Raw genomic sequence first — 14,739 nt, 5'->3', positions numbered from 1 at the left:
GTTGCCGTACGGGTTGGAGTTGATCAGCTCCAATGCGTCGTCATAGCTGTCGACCCGCAGCACCGACAGCACCGGCCCGAAGATCTCGTCGGTGTAGACGCTCATCTCCGGGGTGACGTTGTCGATCAGGGTCGGGCCGAGCCAGAAGCCGTCCTCGCCACCGTCCGCGACGACCTGCCTGCCGTCCACGACGATCGTGGCGCCCGCGGCTTCGCCGGCATCGATGTAGGAGGCCACCTTGTCGCGGTGGGCCTTGGTCACCAGCGGGCCCATGTCCGAGTTGCGGGTGCCGTCGCCGGTCTTCAGCGTCGCGGTGCGCTCGGCGATCTTGGCGACCAGCTCGTCGGCGATCGGCCCGACGGCCACCGCCGCCGAGATCGCCATGCAGCGCTCGCCGGCCGAGCCGAAGCCGGCGTTGACCATCGCGTCGGCGGCCAGGTCCAGGTCGGCGTCGGGCAGGATCACCGCGTGGTTCTTGGCACCACCCAGGGCCTGGACACGCTTGCCGTGCAGGGTTCCGGTCGAGTAGACGTACTGGGCGATCGGGGTGGAGCCGACGAACGACACCGCCTTGATGTGCTTGTTGGTCAGCAGTTCGTCGACGGCGACCTTGTCGCCCTGCAAGACGTTGAACACACCGGCGGGCAGACCGGCCTGCGCCCACAGGTCGGCGATCCACAGCGCGGCCGACGGGTCCTTCTCAGAGGGCTTGAGCACCACGGTGTTGCCCGCGGCGATCGCGATGGGGAAGAACCACATCGGCACCATGGCGGGGAAGTTGAACGGGCTGATCACCGCGACCGGTCCCAGTGGCTGGCGGATTGAGGCGACGTCGACGTTGGTCGAGGCGTTCTCGGTCATCCCGCCCTTGAGCAGATGCGAGATGCCGCAAGCGAATTCGACGACCTCCTGGCCGCGGCTGACCTCGCCGAGGGCATCGGAGAGCACCTTGCCGTGTTCGGCGGTGATGAGCGCGGCCAGCTCCTCCTTACGCGCGTTGAGCAATTCACGGAATGCGAAGAGCACCGAGGTCCGCTTGGCCAGCGACGTGTCGCGCCAGGCCGGGAACGCCGCGACGGCGGCGTCGATGACCGCGCGGGCGTCGTCGACGTCGGCCAGCGCGACCTGCCCGGTGACCTGGCCGGTCGCCGGGTTGGTCACGGGCGCGGTGCGGTCACTGCTGCCGGCGAACGGCTTGCCACCGGCCCAGTGGGCGATGGTGCGGACGCGGGTGCTGGGCGCGGTGAGAGTCATACCTGCGATTCTGCGTGCGCGATCCCTCCGCCAGGACCGACGATTTGTAAGCAATTGGCATCATTGTCTTACACTATGTAAATGCAGCTCACGCTGTCCGACATCCTCCGCCTGCCCTCGATCCGCGCGGGCGAACCCCAGGTGGTCTGCCCCGGACCGATGGACCGGCCGGTGCGCTGGGTACACGTCAGCGACCTGGCCGACCTGTCCGGCCTGTTGACCGGCGGGGAACTCGTTCTGACCACGGGTCAGGCGCTGGCCGATCCGGCCCGGCGCGAGGCCTACCTGCCCGGCTTGGCCGCGGCCGGGGCCGCCGGGGTGGTGGTCGAGCTCGGCCTGCACATCGACGCGCTCGACGAGTCGGTCCGCCGGATCGGTACCGACCTGGCCCTGCCAGTGGTCGTGCTGCACCGGCCGGTGCGCTTCATCGACATCACCGAGGAGGTGCACCGGCGGATCGTCGCCGACCAGTACGCCGAGGTGGCCTACGGACAGCGGGTGCACGAGGAGTTCACCGCGCTCAGCATGCGCCGCGCCTCCGTCGACCAGATCGTGAGCGCCGCCGCCGAGATGCTGGACACCCCGGTGGTGCTGGAGGGTCTCAACCGGCAGGTGCTGGCCTTCGATGCGCGCGGCGTGCCGGCCACCGAGCTGCTCGCGGACTGGGAGCGACGCTCCCGGCTGACCACCGGCGACACCTGGACGGCCTGCCCGGTCGGCCCCTACCGGGAGGAATGGGGCCGTTTGATCGCCCCGCGGCTCACCGCCGACGGGCGGGCGGTGATGACGTTGGAGCGAGCCGCTCAGGCGCTGGCCCTGCACCGGATGGTCGAGCAGAACCGCAGCTCGCTGGAACTGCGCGCCCAGAGCGGGCTCGTCGACGATCTGCGCCGCGGCCGCATCACCGACGAGGCCGAGGCCACCGCGCGCGCCCACGCGCTGGGGCTGCGCCCGGCACTGACCTACCTGCCGATGGCAGTCCGGCTACGCGAGAGCACGGGGGCTGACCAGGTCGCGGTGGCACAGCGGCGGGTGCGCACGCTGGACGCGATCATGCACACGGTGCGCGCCGCCGGCCACACCGGCCTGGCCGCCACCCGAGATGACGGCCAGGTCGACCTGGTACTGGCGCCGCAGCGTTCCAGCGGGCCGGCCAGTTCCCCGGAGCTGATCCTGGACGAGGTGTGCTCGGCGATCCGGCGCGCCGTGCTCCGCCTCGACGGGGTGGACGACGCCACGATCGGCGTGGGGCCGGAGTCCAGCCGTCTGGTCGATGCGGTCGGCGGCCTGCGCGAGGCCGGCCATGTCGCCGAGGTCGCCATGTCGATGCCGGTGCACGACAAACCGTTTCATCGCGCCTCGGATGTGCGGCTGCGCGGGTTGCTGTCCCTGATCCGCTCCGACCCGCAGGTGCAGGCCTTCGCCGAGACCGAACTGGCGGGGCTGTTGGCGCACCGCGCCAAGCACGGCGACGAGGCGTTCGATCTGTTGCGGCGATTTCTGGACGCCGGCGGCAACAAGGCCGAACTGGCCAGGACGCTGCACATGTCGCGGCCGACGCTCTACTCGCGGCTGGAGGCCCTGGCGCGCATCATCGGGCTCGATCTCGACGACGCCGAGTCCCGAACATCGCTGCATGTGGCGATGCTGATCCTCAATCCGGCGGGGGAGTAGGACCCGGCGTTTCGGCGTTGCGCCGCTCGTCCTTGAGCCGCTCCTTGCTGCGCAACAACCGCAGCAAGGTCACCAGCACCAATCCGCCGACGATGTTGCCGATCAGCGTGTACCAGAACCAGCCGAGCCAATCGAGGTAGCCGAACGGCGCCACACCGGTGGACAGCGCCCCGAAGATCAACAGCGAGTCCAGGATCGAATGGAACAGCTGTAATCCGGCCAGCAGGAAGGCGCCCGCCACGGCCGCGGCGATCTTGCCGGGGACCGAGTCGGTGCCGTGCTGCATGCGCGTCATCAACGTGATCACCATGCCGCCGAGCACGGCCAGCGCCAGGCTCTGCACCGACAGACCGGCGGTGGCGTAATGCTGCGCCGACTCGATGGTCTGCTCGCGCAGCTTCGGGAACGCCGCGACGATCAGCGCCATGATCACCCAGCCGCCGACCAGGTTGGCCGCCAGCGTGCCGCTCCACAATTTGGCGAGCTGCCCGGGGCTGGCCCGCTTGGCGACCACGGTGGTGACCGGGACCAGGAAGCCCTCGGTGAACAGTTCGCTGCGGCCCAGCAACAGCGCCAGGAAGCCGATCGAGAACGCCACGCCGGCCAGCAGCTGGTCACCGGTCTCGTGCAGCACCGCGAGATAGGCGAGCACGCCCATCGCCACCTCGGTGCCACCGAAGAATCCGGTGACCAGCACTTCTCGCCAGGTGCGGTGCAGGCGCTGGCTGCCCTCGTCCACCATGCGGTTGAACGCCGCTTCCAGTTCGTCCTCGATGGGACTGTCGGACTCGCCCAGTTGGCGCTGCTGCCTCGTCGAACTCACGGTTGGGGGTACCCGTGCGCGGCGACGCCGACACGGAGCGCCGCTGGGCAGTCGCTCAACGTGCGCCCATATACTGGCGCACCATGGGCATTCTGGTGGGCTTCGCGCCGTGGATCGTCTATTGGGTTCTGGTCGGCAACGTCCCGTTCGAGACCGCGGTCCTGGTCGCCCTCGGGATCGCCGTGCTCGGCCTCGCCATCGGCCGGGCCAGGAAGGCGCCCGGTCTGACATTCGAAATCGGCGCTGTCGCAACGTTCTTCGTGCTGGCTGTGCTGACCGTCGTGACCAGCGAGGCGTTCATGGAGCGCTGGATGCAGCCGCTGAGCAATGCCGGGATCTTCCTCATCGCGCTGACGGGTGCGCTGATCGGTAAGCCGTTCGTTCGGGAGTTCGCCGCGGCCGGTCGCCCCGACGAGGTGGTGCGCAGCGAGCTGTTCGCCGGGATCACCTCGGTGCTGACCTGGATCTGGGTCGCTGCGTTCGCGGCGATGACGGTGTCGTCGGCGATCCCGCCGATCGTGCAGGGCGACGCGACCATCCTCGACACCAGGACTCCGTTGTCGTTCCTGTGCTACTGGGTGATTCCGTTCGCCTTGCTGGGACTGGCCGCGCTCGCGTCGCGCATCCTGCCCGACTCGATGACCCCCGGCGACGACGCGGTGCGCGAGACGTCGTTCGTCGCGTACAGCGAGGCGGCCATCGACGAGCTGTACTACCTGGCGCAGGAGCACGCCAACCGCGAAGTGGGCGCCGGCAAAGAGGCCTACGACGTCAAGGTCGGCGGGATGGGCATGGCGCTCACCGGGGACGACTCCCGCAAGTCCTGGCCGTCGACCTACCGGGTGCGCGACCGACGGCGCTGAGGTTGCTGGCGCCACCGGCGATCGCAACCGATCGGGCAAGGATGCACACCACTTCGGACACCGTTACATCACGGTTTGACTAAAACCCCTGGTCAGCGCGAAGTGCTGGTCAGCGACTGTCCGCCATTTGCTGTAGAAGTTACAGAAGTGACCTCTGTTAACGGGACGGAGTTTTGCCCAGGGGTGCCCGGAAGGTGGAGATGGAGATGATGAGGAAGCGCTTGTATGCCCTCGCGATCGGCTTGGTGATGCTGTTCGCGATTCCCGGGCTGCTGGCCCCGGTGGCAACCGCGGCGCCGGTCAGCCGGGATCAGTACGTGAATATGGTGATCCAGCGTGGACTCGCCCAACGCGGCGTGCCCTACGCCTGGGCCGGCGGCGACATCAACGGACCCACGCTGGGTAAAGGTGAGAGTGCCGCGGTGATGGGATTCGATTCCTCGGGCCTGATCCAGTACATCTACGCCGGCGTCGGCGCCAAGCTGCCGCGGTCCTCGGGCGACATGTACAAGGTCGGCCAGCACGTCACCGCCGACCAGGCACTGCCCGGCGATTTGATCTTCTATGGGCCGGAAGGAACTCAAAGCGTCGCGATGTTCCTGGGCAACCAGCAGATGCTCGAGGTCACCGACACGGTGGTGGCGGTGTCCCCGGTACGCACCAAGGACATGGCGCCCTACCTGGTCCGGGTCATCGCCTAACTGATCGCACGCAACAGCCGGCCAGAGTCGTTGTCGCACAGGCATATTGCCTCCGCGATACGACCTGGCCGGCCGTTTGCGTCAGGCGCAGTCGGTACAGGTCATGCTTGCCGCGTCGGCCAGCCGACTGCGGTGGTGGACGAGAAAGCAGCTGGTGCAGGTGAACTCGTCGGCCTGCTTCGGGATCACCCGCACCGTCAATTCCTCGTCGGACAGATCGGCGCCGGGGAGCTCGAACGAGTCAGCGGCTTCCGCTTCGTCCACATCGATCACGGCCGTCGCCGTGTCCTTGCGCCGGCCCGCCAGGTCCTCGAGGGATTCCTCCTCAGGCTCGGCCTGGGTACGGCGAGGGGCGTCATAATCAACCGTCATAGTCCGTGCCTTTCGTTCTTCCGCACTCGACGTCGCGTCAACGCGGCCGAATGCGAGTTTGTTCCCCTAGCCGGTCTCGGCTAAACACCGTTGTTTCGGGCTGACAGAGTGGGCGCCCCGGACTGGCCATGGCCTGCGAATCACCGATGCCGGACGAGCCGGTAAGCGGGTCAGATTCGCCAGAGCGATTCCTGGGCGACGCTGGCGATCAGGGTACCGTCGTCGCGGTGAATTGAGCCGCGTGCCAAGCCCCGCGCGTCGCTGTGACTCACCGCGACCGCGTCGTAGAGATGCCAGTCATGGGGATCGCTCGGCCGGTGCAACCACAGCGCGTGGTCGAGGCTGGCGGCCCCGCCCGGCCCCGGCATGGCCGGGCCAGGAGGCCGGGCCGAGGACACCAAGCCCAGGTCGGAGATGAACGTCAGCACGCAGGCGCGCAGCACCGGATCGTCCTCGACCGGCTCGCGGGTGCGGAACCAGAACGGCTGCGTCGGCCAGTCGATCTCGCCGTCGGGCGGGGCGATCCGGATGTCGAAGTGATCGGCCCACTCGACAGGCAGGGATGTGAGAGTCGTCGCGTCGGCGAAGGCGACCGCGGGCGGCTGCGCCCGTTGCCAGTCGGTGGTGATCTCCGGCTGGTGAAACGACACCATCATCTCGAAGATCGCCGCCCCGTCCTGCACCGCGGTGACCCGGCGAGTGTTGAACGACCGGCCGTCGCGAGTGATCTCGACGCGCAATTCCACGTCGATGCCGATCCGGCCGCCCTTGATGAAGTAGGCGTGCAACGACTGGGGCACCCGGGTGGATTCGACGGTGGCGGCCGCCGCGGCCAGCGCCTGCGCGGCGATCAGCCCGCCGAACAGTCGCGGACCCGCACCGTAGGTGGCCGACGCGCGGAACCGCTGACCGCCGCCGTCGAGGGGTCCGTCGAGGTCGAGCCGGACCAGATCGGCAATCCAGCTCGGCATGCTCTCCCCGCGGTTGATCGTGGTCGAAATCGACCTCACGATAGCTGCCTAGACTGCCGTCATGGATCGCGGCCACATCGACGCTCCCGCCGGCCTGCTCCGGATCGAGGACTGTCTGGACGGCGCCGGTGGCGTCGTCCTGCCGCCCGGGGTCACGCTGATCTCGTTGATCGAGCGAAATGTCGCCCATATCGGCGACGCCGTGGCATACCGCTACCTCGACTACAGTCGGGCGGCCGAACCGGACGTCGTCGAACTGACCTGGGCTCAGCTCGGCACCCGGCTGCAGGCCATCGGGGCACACATCCAGCGCGGCGCCGACCGGGGTGACCGGGTGGCGGTGCTGGCCCCCCAGGGGCTCGACTATGTCGCCGGCTTCTTCGCCGCCATCAAGGCCGGGACCATCGCGGTGCCACTGTTCGCTCCCGAGTTACCCGGTCACGCCGAGCGTCTCGACACCGCGCTGGCCGACTCGCAGCCAACCACGGTGCTCACCACCGCGGCCGCCGTCGCCGGGGTCCGCGGCTTCCTGGACAAGCTGCCGTCCAACCGCAGGCCCACGGTGCTCGTGATCGACGAGATCCCGGATTCGGCGGCCTGCGAGTTCGTCCCGACGCCGATCGACGTCGACGACATCTCGCACCTGCAGTACACCTCGGGCGCGACCCGCCCGCCGGTGGGGGTGGAGATCACCCACCGCGCGGTCGGAACCAATCTGATCCAGATGATCTTGTCGATCGACCTGCTGGACCGAAACACCCACGGCGTCAGCTGGTTACCGCTCTACCACGACATGGGCCTGTCGATGATCGGCTTCCCGACGGTGTACGGCGGCCATTCCACCCTGCTGTCGCCGACCGCCTTCGTCCGCAGGCCGCAACGCTGGATCCGGGCCATGTCCGACGGCTCCCGCCAGGGCCACGTCGTCACCGCGGCACCCAATTTCGCCTACGAGTGGACCGCACAGCGCGGCCGGCCGGACCCGGGTGAGGACATCGACCTCGCGAATGTGGTGATGATCATCGGTTCCGAACCGGTCAGCGCCGAGGCGATCACCACCTTCACCGAGGCGTTCGCCCCGTACGGACTGCCGCCGACCGCGTTCAAGCCGTCCTACGGGATCGCCGAGGCCACCCTGTTCGTCGCGACCATAGCCCCCACCGCAACCCCCACGGTCACCCGGCTGGACCGCGATCGGCTCGCGGCCGGGTTCGCCGTCGAAGTAACCGGCGATACCGGCAGCACCGTGACGCAGGTGTCATGCGGGCAGGTGGCCCGCAGCCAGTGGGCGGTGATGGTCGACCCGGACGCCGGCGACGAACTGCCCGACGGTCACATCGGTGAGATCTGGCTGCACGGCGACAACATCGGCCGGGGTTACTGGGGTCAGCCGCAGGAGAGCCGGCAGGCCTTCGGCGCCCGGCTCGGGCGCCGGCTGCCCACCGGCAGTTACGCCGAGGGCGTGCCGGCCGATGCCGACTGGCTGCGCACCGGCGATCTCGGCTGCTACCTGGCCGGCGAGCTGTATGTCACCGGCCGGCTCGCCGACCTGGTGACGGTGCGCGGCGCAACGTTCTACCCGCAGGACATCGAAAAGACCGCCGCGGATGCCTCGGCGATCGTGCGCCGCGGCTATGTCGCGGCGTTCTCGGTACCGGCCGGCGAAATCCCCGGCATGTCAACCGAACACGGCCCGGATGCGCTGGTCGTCATCGCCGAGCGGGCGGCGGGGACCAGCCGGAGCGATCCGGCGGCCGCGATCGAGGCGATCCGCTCGGCGGTGTGTGCGCGCCACGGGGTCGAGGCTGCCGACGTACGCCTACTGCCTGCCGGCGCCATCCCTCGCACCACCAGCGGCAAACTGGCCCGGCGGGCCTGCCGCGCCGAATACCTCGCCGGCGTGTTGGGCGCGCACTGACCGCTGCCGGGGCCGGGCAGCTCAGCGCCCTCTCCACTGCGGCCTGCGCTTTTCCTGCCAGGCCTGCAGACCTTCGGTGACGTCCTCGGTGGCGCCGGCCACCTTGCGCATCACCTCACCGAAGCGCACCGATTCGATCCAGCCCATATCGGCGGTGCGCCAGGCCACCTCCTTGGTGGCCCGCGCAGCAAGCGGCGCGGCCTCGGCGAGGGTGTGCGCCCACGACTGGGCCTGCGCCTGCAGGTCCTCGGGCTCGACCAGCTTCCACACCAGACCGATCTCTTTGGCGCGCTCGGCGCTGATCGGTTTGCCGGTCAACAGCAACTCCATGGCGTTGGCCCAGCCGACGCGATGGGGCAGCCGGATGGCACCCACGATGGTCGGAACGCCCAGTGTCACTTCGGGATAGCTGAAGCTGGCCTCGGTCGACGCGATCACGAAGTCACAGAACAACACTCCGGTGAGGCCGTAGCCGACGCACGGTCCATGCACGGCGGCGATCGTGGGCTTGAACAGCTCCATGCCCGATTCGAAGCTGTTGATGGTCGGTTTCTCCCAGAACGTGCCGCCGAAGGTGCCCACCGAGCCCTCGCCGTCCTTGAGGTCACCGCCCGCACAGAAGACGTCGCCCGTTGCGGTCAGGACTCCCACCCACGCCTCTTCCTCGTCGCGGAAGCGGTCCCAGGCGGCGTTGAGCTCCTGGCGCAGCGGGCCGTTGATGGCGTTGCGCGCCTCAGGGCGATTGAGGGTGATGGTGGCTACATGGTCGTCGAGTTCGTAGGTGACGAGGCTCATTGCTGCACTCTAATGAGCCGGCCGCGGCGATGAACCGGTCTCGACCGGAAGAACATCTCACTATCGCTGTGACGCATGTTTTGTTTGCTGGATTTGCATTTACGCGATCGTTTTCCAGCTTGATGCGTATATCTCAGTTTGGTGAATTGTCGCTTAGATCGCGCTGGCAAATATCTCGAGATTACCGCAAAGAAAAGCCGGTATTCGTTCTGATGAACAGCGAGACGAGCGGGCCGGGAGTTGGTAATTTTCGCTTGCGACAACAGAAGTCGTGACGGGCAAGACCTTTCGCACTGCGAAGCGGCGCGCCCGACGGCCGGAATGGGGGATGACGCATGGCGATCACAGACTTTCCGCCGTATTCGTTCAGCCCGGTAGCTTCCGCGAAATGCAATGCCCCCGGTGCCGCGCTCGCCCCTCACATCGGCCGCATCGGCGCGTTGGCTGTGGCATTCGGGATCGGGTCGGCGATGCTGGGGGCCGCCGTCGCCCACGCCGACACCACCGGAGCCGATTCGTCGTCGAGCAGCGACTCCTCGCAGGCACGCTCGGCCCGGCATGCTTCCGCCGGAGCGTCGTCGTCGCCGCGAAGCAAGCCCCGGTCAAATTCGCACAACTCCGGAGCACGGCCGGCCTCGCCGTCGACCGTCACCACAAAACCCGTGGCCACCAGCCGTCCGACCACCCGCGGCAGCGTCGCACCCGATAAGACCGTGAGCAGCCCCGCCGTGCCGGCGCAGGCCGCCGCGGCCGCCACCCCGGTGCAGGGCGCCGCCACCCAGACCGTCTCGGCAGCGAGGAGTACCGGCACTGCGGCCGCCTCGGTCGGCGCGGTCATCACCGCGGCCCGGTCGACACTCGAATCCCTTGTGCAGAAGGTCAATCCGCCGCTCCTGCCCTCGGTCACCCAGATGCTGACCTCGTTACTGGCGGTTGCCCGCAAGGAGTTCGAGTCACTGCTCGGCCTGCCCTCGTACACCAAGCCCGCCGCCACCGCAGGGACCGGCACGTCGGCCACCGGGACCACCGGCACCACGACCGTCACCATCGAGGGCGAGTCGATGACGGTGACGCCAGGCGGCGCGGGCAGCATGTTCAACGACACCGCGGCCTCCGGCCGCAAGGCCCTGCTGTTGTCGACAAACGGGACGGCCAGCAAGACGGTGTCGCTGGCGGCCAGCACCGGGCTATTGATCCGCGCCCGCGGCGATCAGTACAACGGCGCACCGGTGATGGCGGTGTCCGTCGACGGCGTCGTGGTGGCCACCACGCAGGTCACCTCGACGACGTGGGCGGACTACACGATTCCGGTGTCGCTGTCCGCCGGGACGCACACCATCAGCGTCTCGTTCACCAACGATCTGCGGCAGTCGGCCAACCGCGACCGCAACCTGCGCATCGACAAGATCACGGTCGTGCCGGCCTCGTCCACGACGCAGACGCCGCCGTACTTTCAGGCTGCCGACTGGTTGTGGAAGCCGATCGTCGCCAACCCGGTGATCGCCGCGAACAGTGCCACCTGGGTCAGCTACCTGTCGGCGGCCAACGCCAAGCGGGTGGCTGACCTTTACGACTACGGAGTGACCCTGGTCCAGGCCACCGCCTCGACACCGCGCTACGACGTGACCTTCACCGAGCCGTGGGGCAGCGATCCCATGGGCTCCTACACGGTGGCCATTCCGGTCGGGCTGAACCTGCCGGGAGGCGCGGATCGGCAGATCGCGATCCTGGACCCGACCACCGGCAAGGCCTACGGGCTGTGGCAGGCCAGCTACGACAGCGCCACCGACACCTGGTCGGCCGCGTGGGGCGGCATCACCGACCTCAATGGCAACGGCGTCGACACGTCCGGCTCGGCGACCGGGACGAACATCGCGCGCTACGCCGGGGTGATCACCACCGCGGAGTTCAGCGCGGCGGTCGCGGCCAACACCGGTGTCAATCACGCGCTGTTCATCTCCAGTGACCTTGCGAGCGCCCTGTTCACCGGCCCGGCCACCAAGTCCGATGGCGTCAACATGGCCGGGGTGGCGGTTCCGATCCCGGAGGGCACCCGCATCCAGCTGGATCCGTCGATCAACGTCGACGCGATCCCGGGTATCTCGGCGGCCGAGAAGGTGATCGCCAAGACCCTGCAGACCTACGGCGCCTACGTCGGCGACCAGGGCGGGGCGAGGATGGCGTTCATCTTCGAGGTCGCCCCGGACGCGACGTCGACCAACCCTGGTGCGGTGTATTCCAACGCCGGCCTGGACTGGGACTACTACGACATGACCGACATCCCGTGGTCGAAACTGCGGGTGCTGGCCAACTGGGACGGCTCGTAGCGGGGAGTCCCGCCTAGCCGCGGCCGCGGAGGTCCATCCGGGCCGCCGGGTGGGCCATCGCGGTGACCATGCTGCTGCCGAACGCACCGTCGTCGTCGAAGAGCGTCGCGCTACCCACCGACACCCCGTTCTCGGTGAAGTGGGTGTCGGCCTGTACCCCGATGAACACCCCTCGCGGCAGCCGCGCCAGCGCGACCGTCAGGTCACCGTTGATGTAGCCGACGGCGTCGGCGCCCAGGTCGGTCACCAGATTGGCGGCAGCCTCGGCGACGACGGCCGCCCGGACGAAGGGCGTGGCCGGCACGCCGGCGACCGCATCCAGGCCGCCGTAGTACGCGCGCTTGCGGCCGGTGTTCTCGTGCCGCACGCCCATCGGGCTCCAGCCGGTGCCGTCGTCGTCCACGTGCAGGGCCGGACTGTCCGCGGTGTCCCGCGCGATGACGCTCACCGCGGATCTCCACTGCTCGTCGGCGCTGGTGTGCGACTGGCGGTACTGCAGCAGCGTCGCACGAGCCACGATCCAGTCGTCCTGGATGATGTCGCACTCCGCGGTCCGCATCCGGTGTCCCTGCCGGATCAGCCGGGTCTGGGTGTGGGTGGGGACGGCCCGGGCCGGTTTGAGCAGGTCCAGGGTCAGCCGGGCGGGCAGGTAGCCGACGGCGCCGTACTTGCGCTCCAGCGTGGAGGCCGCCAACCCGGCGATCGCCTGGCCGCTGAGAACGCCGTCGGTCCAGGAGGCCGCGGCCGACGCCGTCGGCCGGAAACTCCCGTTGGTCTGCTGGATGAAATAGGCGGGGCGGATGCCGATCGCGCTGGCGGCCGCTGCCGTGCGTTCCGTGAGATCCATGCTGCTGTTCACCGTTGCCGTCCTTAGGTTTTGGGGGAGCCGCCGCTTGCTTGACGGCTCACCAGGCAACTATGACCCTCGACGGCGGCACACAGTGTCCACCGATCAGACGCAACATCGGATGATTGCGGTGTCCACCGATTGGGGGACACGGCGGTTGGAGTCAGGATTCCAGCCGGGCTCGCACGAGGGAAAGTCGTTGCCGCAGTTCGTCTTCGGTGATGATCCCGCGGGCCAGCAGCGAATGCGCGAGCGACACCAGCTGGCTTTCCGGATAGGGGAGGGCGGCATAGACGGTGGCCGACAGGGCGTCTTCCTCGTCGCGCCGTTCCTGGAACGTCGGCACATCGGCCTCGGCCGGGGCGTGGTCGAGGGCGTCACACAGGCCGTCGAGGCTGGACTTCCACGGCGGCACCGGGTTCTGCACGCCGTATTTGGCGGCCATCACCGACCACACCTGGTTACGTTCGACGATCTGACGCAGCGTGCCGGGTTCGGTCATGGTCGTTCACTGCCCTGACGGATGCATCGCGGGGCGGGTGTCGGTGATGACGTTGGTGGTCACTCCGGGCCGCGGTAACGCGACGCCGATCAGGCAGTCGCGGGTGACGATCTCGCTGAGCTGGTCCTCGGTCCACCCGTCGGTGCCGGGCGGGCGCATCGGCATGACCATGAAGCGGTGCTTCTGGTTGGAGTCCTGGACCCGGACTTCGATGTCGTCGGTCAGGTAGAGACCGAACTCGGCGAGTACCTGCCGCGGCCAGCGCACCAGCCGGCGGCGGTAGTTCGGCGTGCGGTACCACTCGGGGGAGTTGCCCAGGATGGGTCGCGGATAGCAGGAGCACAGCGCGCAGACGATCACGTGATGCACGGCCGGGGTGTCCTCGAGGATCGCGAACGCGGTGAAATCGCTGGGCGTTCCGAACCCGGTCGGTTCCAGCCAGTCGACGCCGACCTCCTTGCTGGCGGTCATCGGTTCGGCCAGGGCGAGCCGCTTGAAGTCGGGATCCAGCCATGCTCGGGCCACCAGGCGGGCGGCCGGCGTGGGGCCGATCTGCTCGGCGAACTCGGTGAACCGGCGATGCTCCTCGGCGGTGAAAATGCCTTTCTCGATGCACAATTCGCGCAGTGCGATCTCCAGCACCTCGAAATCGGTGATCTCGTCGACCATCGGTTTGACGGTGCGGTCATGGTCATGGTCATGGTCATGGTGGTCGTGTTCGGTCATGTCCGTCCGCTCCTCGACGGGGCCGGCGCCAGCCAGCGCTCGGGAATCTCGGTGCGCAAACTGTCGGTGTCGGTGCCGGTGTAGCCGTGCCACAGCTGCGCCATGGTGAACCGGACGACGTAGAACCATTCTGGGGTGGCATCAGGGCGGTCCCAGGTCTCGTCCTCGGCCGCCGGGCTTTCGTAGGCCACCGCATCGATCACCCCGGTGGCGCCCCGGACGTATTCCGGGGTGCGGGTGTAGAACAGCACCGGCAGTTCCCGCACCACGACGGTGTCGCCGACCTGGAACCGGGGCGCGCCGGCCATGCCCGCATACACCTGCGGGTCGCCCTTGCCGACCGCATGGATGTGGTGGCTGTTGCGCGCGACGCCGGCCCCGTCGCCGGCGAACCGGGGTTGCGCCCGTAACGGGGTGCCGGCCAACCCGCCGGCGTAGCGCTGCTGCACCTGCGCCATCCGCTCGCTGAGTTCGGTCAACCCGATGTGGTGCTTCTCGACCAGCACCCGGGCCACCGCCAGCAGCCAGCGTCCGTAGTAGGGCAGCCCCAGATAGACCGCGCGGCCGACGTCGACATTGCCGATCCGCCGCCGTTCCTCCGAGAGCCAGATGCCACGCCAGGCCAAGACCTCGCAGAGCACGTAGGTCATGTGCTCCCAGTACTCGTAATCCTTGTTCTCATACGTCATCGGGGCGTCCGGCTCGCCGCCGACGTCGTGCACCGGCTTCAGGTACGCGACGAGCCGGGCGTGGTCGATCAGGTCCGGAGTGGGAGCGTCCGGCAACTCCGGATAGGCGGACTTGAGGCGGGCCACCAAGTCCAGTTGGGCGGCGCGTTCGGCAGCTGTGCTCATGGAAGGCCCCTCGACGCGGCTGTGCACGACCTCGGCGAGTCACAACCTAACACCCAAGGACACCCCCGGAAGCCGGAATCGGCGGATGCGCGCAACCGAAAGTAGTTGCGAT

The 14,739-nt window shown here is 68.4% G+C and carries 14 protein-coding genes and 1 pseudogene; 5 read left to right on the top strand and 10 right to left on the bottom strand.

What is annotated here, in order from left to right; genetic code table 11:
- Nucleotides 1-1,254, bottom strand: a 1,254-nt coding sequence (gene mmsA / locus MSZK_RS18475; protein ID WP_233211383.1) for a CoA-acylating methylmalonate-semialdehyde dehydrogenase, incomplete at its 3' end; no start/stop codon positions are given.
- A gap of 81 nt (nt 1,255-1,335) precedes the next feature.
- Between mmsA and MSZK_RS18470 the strand changes: the two genes are divergently transcribed.
- Nucleotides 1,336-2,928 (top strand): PucR family transcriptional regulator ligand-binding domain-containing protein, encoded by a 1,593-nt coding sequence (locus tag MSZK_RS18470; protein ID WP_099250133.1) that lies wholly within the window; start codon nt 1,336-1,338, stop codon nt 2,926-2,928.
- Here MSZK_RS18470 and MSZK_RS18465 read toward each other — a convergent pair.
- The gene (locus MSZK_RS18465; protein ID WP_099250132.1) at nt 2,909-3,751 is read right to left on the bottom strand and encodes a formate/nitrite transporter family protein; all 843 of its coding nucleotides are present in this window, start codon (nt 3,749-3,751) and stop codon (nt 2,909-2,911) included. The two genes, MSZK_RS18470 and MSZK_RS18465, sit on opposite strands and share 20 nt — an antisense overlap.
- Nucleotides 3,752-3,834: 83 nt before the next feature.
- On the opposite strand from MSZK_RS18465, the gene MSZK_RS18460 reads away from it, so the two are divergent.
- Both MSZK_RS18460 and ripD read left to right on the top strand, forming a co-directional pair.
- Nucleotides 3,835-4,614, top strand: a complete 780-nt coding sequence (locus tag MSZK_RS18460; protein WP_099250131.1) for a hypothetical protein — start codon at nt 3,835-3,837, stop codon at nt 4,612-4,614.
- A 209-nt stretch (nt 4,615-4,823) separates the two neighbouring features.
- A pseudogene (gene ripD, locus MSZK_RS18455) lies at nt 4,824-5,309 on the top strand (NlpC/P60 family peptidoglycan-binding protein RipD); the annotation flags it as partial.
- An 87-nt stretch (nt 5,310-5,396) separates the two neighbouring features.
- Here ripD and MSZK_RS18450 read toward each other — a convergent pair.
- Both MSZK_RS18450 and MSZK_RS18445 read right to left on the bottom strand, forming a co-directional pair.
- Complete coding sequence (locus MSZK_RS18450; RefSeq protein ID WP_099250130.1) at nt 5,397-5,687, bottom strand: DUF4193 domain-containing protein; 291 nt, start codon at nt 5,685-5,687, stop codon at nt 5,397-5,399.
- 170 nt (nt 5,688-5,857) lie between these two features.
- Nucleotides 5,858-6,658: an acyl-CoA thioesterase II gene (locus MSZK_RS18445; protein ID WP_099250129.1), complete on the bottom strand. Its 801-nt coding sequence runs from the start codon at nt 6,656-6,658 to the stop codon at nt 5,858-5,860.
- A gap of 61 nt (nt 6,659-6,719) precedes the next feature.
- On the opposite strand from MSZK_RS18445, the gene MSZK_RS18440 reads away from it, so the two are divergent.
- Entirely contained in the window at nt 6,720-8,576 is a 1,857-nt protein-coding gene (locus MSZK_RS18440) for a fatty acyl-AMP ligase (protein WP_099250128.1), read from the top strand.
- A gap of 21 nt (nt 8,577-8,597) precedes the next feature.
- Here MSZK_RS18440 and MSZK_RS18435 read toward each other — a convergent pair whose 3' ends face one another.
- Both MSZK_RS18435 and MSZK_RS32405 read right to left on the bottom strand, forming a co-directional pair.
- Nucleotides 8,598-9,371: an enoyl-CoA hydratase/isomerase family protein gene (locus tag MSZK_RS18435; protein ID WP_099250127.1), complete on the bottom strand. Its 774-nt coding sequence runs from the start codon at nt 9,369-9,371 to the stop codon at nt 8,598-8,600.
- Between the two features lie 418 nt (nt 9,372-9,789).
- The gene (locus tag MSZK_RS32405) at nt 9,790-10,056 is read right to left on the bottom strand and encodes a hypothetical protein (RefSeq protein WP_158230602.1); all 267 of its coding nucleotides are present in this window, start codon (nt 10,054-10,056) and stop codon (nt 9,790-9,792) included.
- A gap of 28 nt (nt 10,057-10,084) precedes the next feature.
- Between MSZK_RS32405 and MSZK_RS18425 the strand changes: the two genes are divergently transcribed.
- A complete protein-coding gene (locus MSZK_RS18425) occupies nt 10,085-11,698 on the top strand; it encodes a carbohydrate-binding domain-containing protein (protein ID WP_158230601.1) in 1,614 nt (537 codons plus the stop codon).
- 13 nt (nt 11,699-11,711) lie between these two features.
- On the opposite strand, the gene MSZK_RS18420 is transcribed toward MSZK_RS18425, so the two are convergent.
- The 4 genes from MSZK_RS18420 to MSZK_RS18405 all read right to left on the bottom strand — a co-directional run bounded on the left by MSZK_RS18420 (nt 11,712) and on the right by MSZK_RS18405 (nt 14,627).
- Nucleotides 11,712-12,545, bottom strand: a complete 834-nt coding sequence (locus MSZK_RS18420) for an acyl-CoA thioesterase domain-containing protein (RefSeq protein WP_233211381.1) — start codon at nt 12,543-12,545, stop codon at nt 11,712-11,714.
- Between the two features lie 163 nt (nt 12,546-12,708).
- Nucleotides 12,709-13,047, bottom strand: a complete 339-nt coding sequence (locus tag MSZK_RS18415; protein ID WP_099250124.1) for a thiocyanate hydrolase — start codon at nt 13,045-13,047, stop codon at nt 12,709-12,711.
- Between the two features lie 6 nt (nt 13,048-13,053).
- Nucleotides 13,054-13,773 carry a thiocyanate hydrolase subunit gamma gene (gene scnC / locus MSZK_RS18410; RefSeq protein ID WP_099250123.1) on the bottom strand — a complete coding sequence of 240 codons (720 nt, stop codon included), beginning with the start codon at nt 13,771-13,773 and terminating at the stop codon, nt 13,054-13,056.
- On the bottom strand, nt 13,770-14,627 hold the full coding sequence (locus MSZK_RS18405; RefSeq protein WP_099250122.1) for an SH3-like domain-containing protein: 858 nt from the start codon (nt 14,625-14,627) through the stop codon (nt 13,770-13,772). Before MSZK_RS18405 ends, scnC begins: the two co-directional genes overlap by 4 nt.
- Between the last annotated feature and the right edge of the window lie 112 nt (nt 14,628-14,739).

The organism is Mycobacterium sp. shizuoka-1 (genome assembly GCF_002723835.1).
GTDB lineage: Bacteria > Actinomycetota > Actinomycetes > Mycobacteriales > Mycobacteriaceae > Mycobacterium.
The sequence above is the reverse complement of the archived record's forward strand: the minus strand, read 5'-3'. Positions and strand labels throughout refer to the sequence as shown.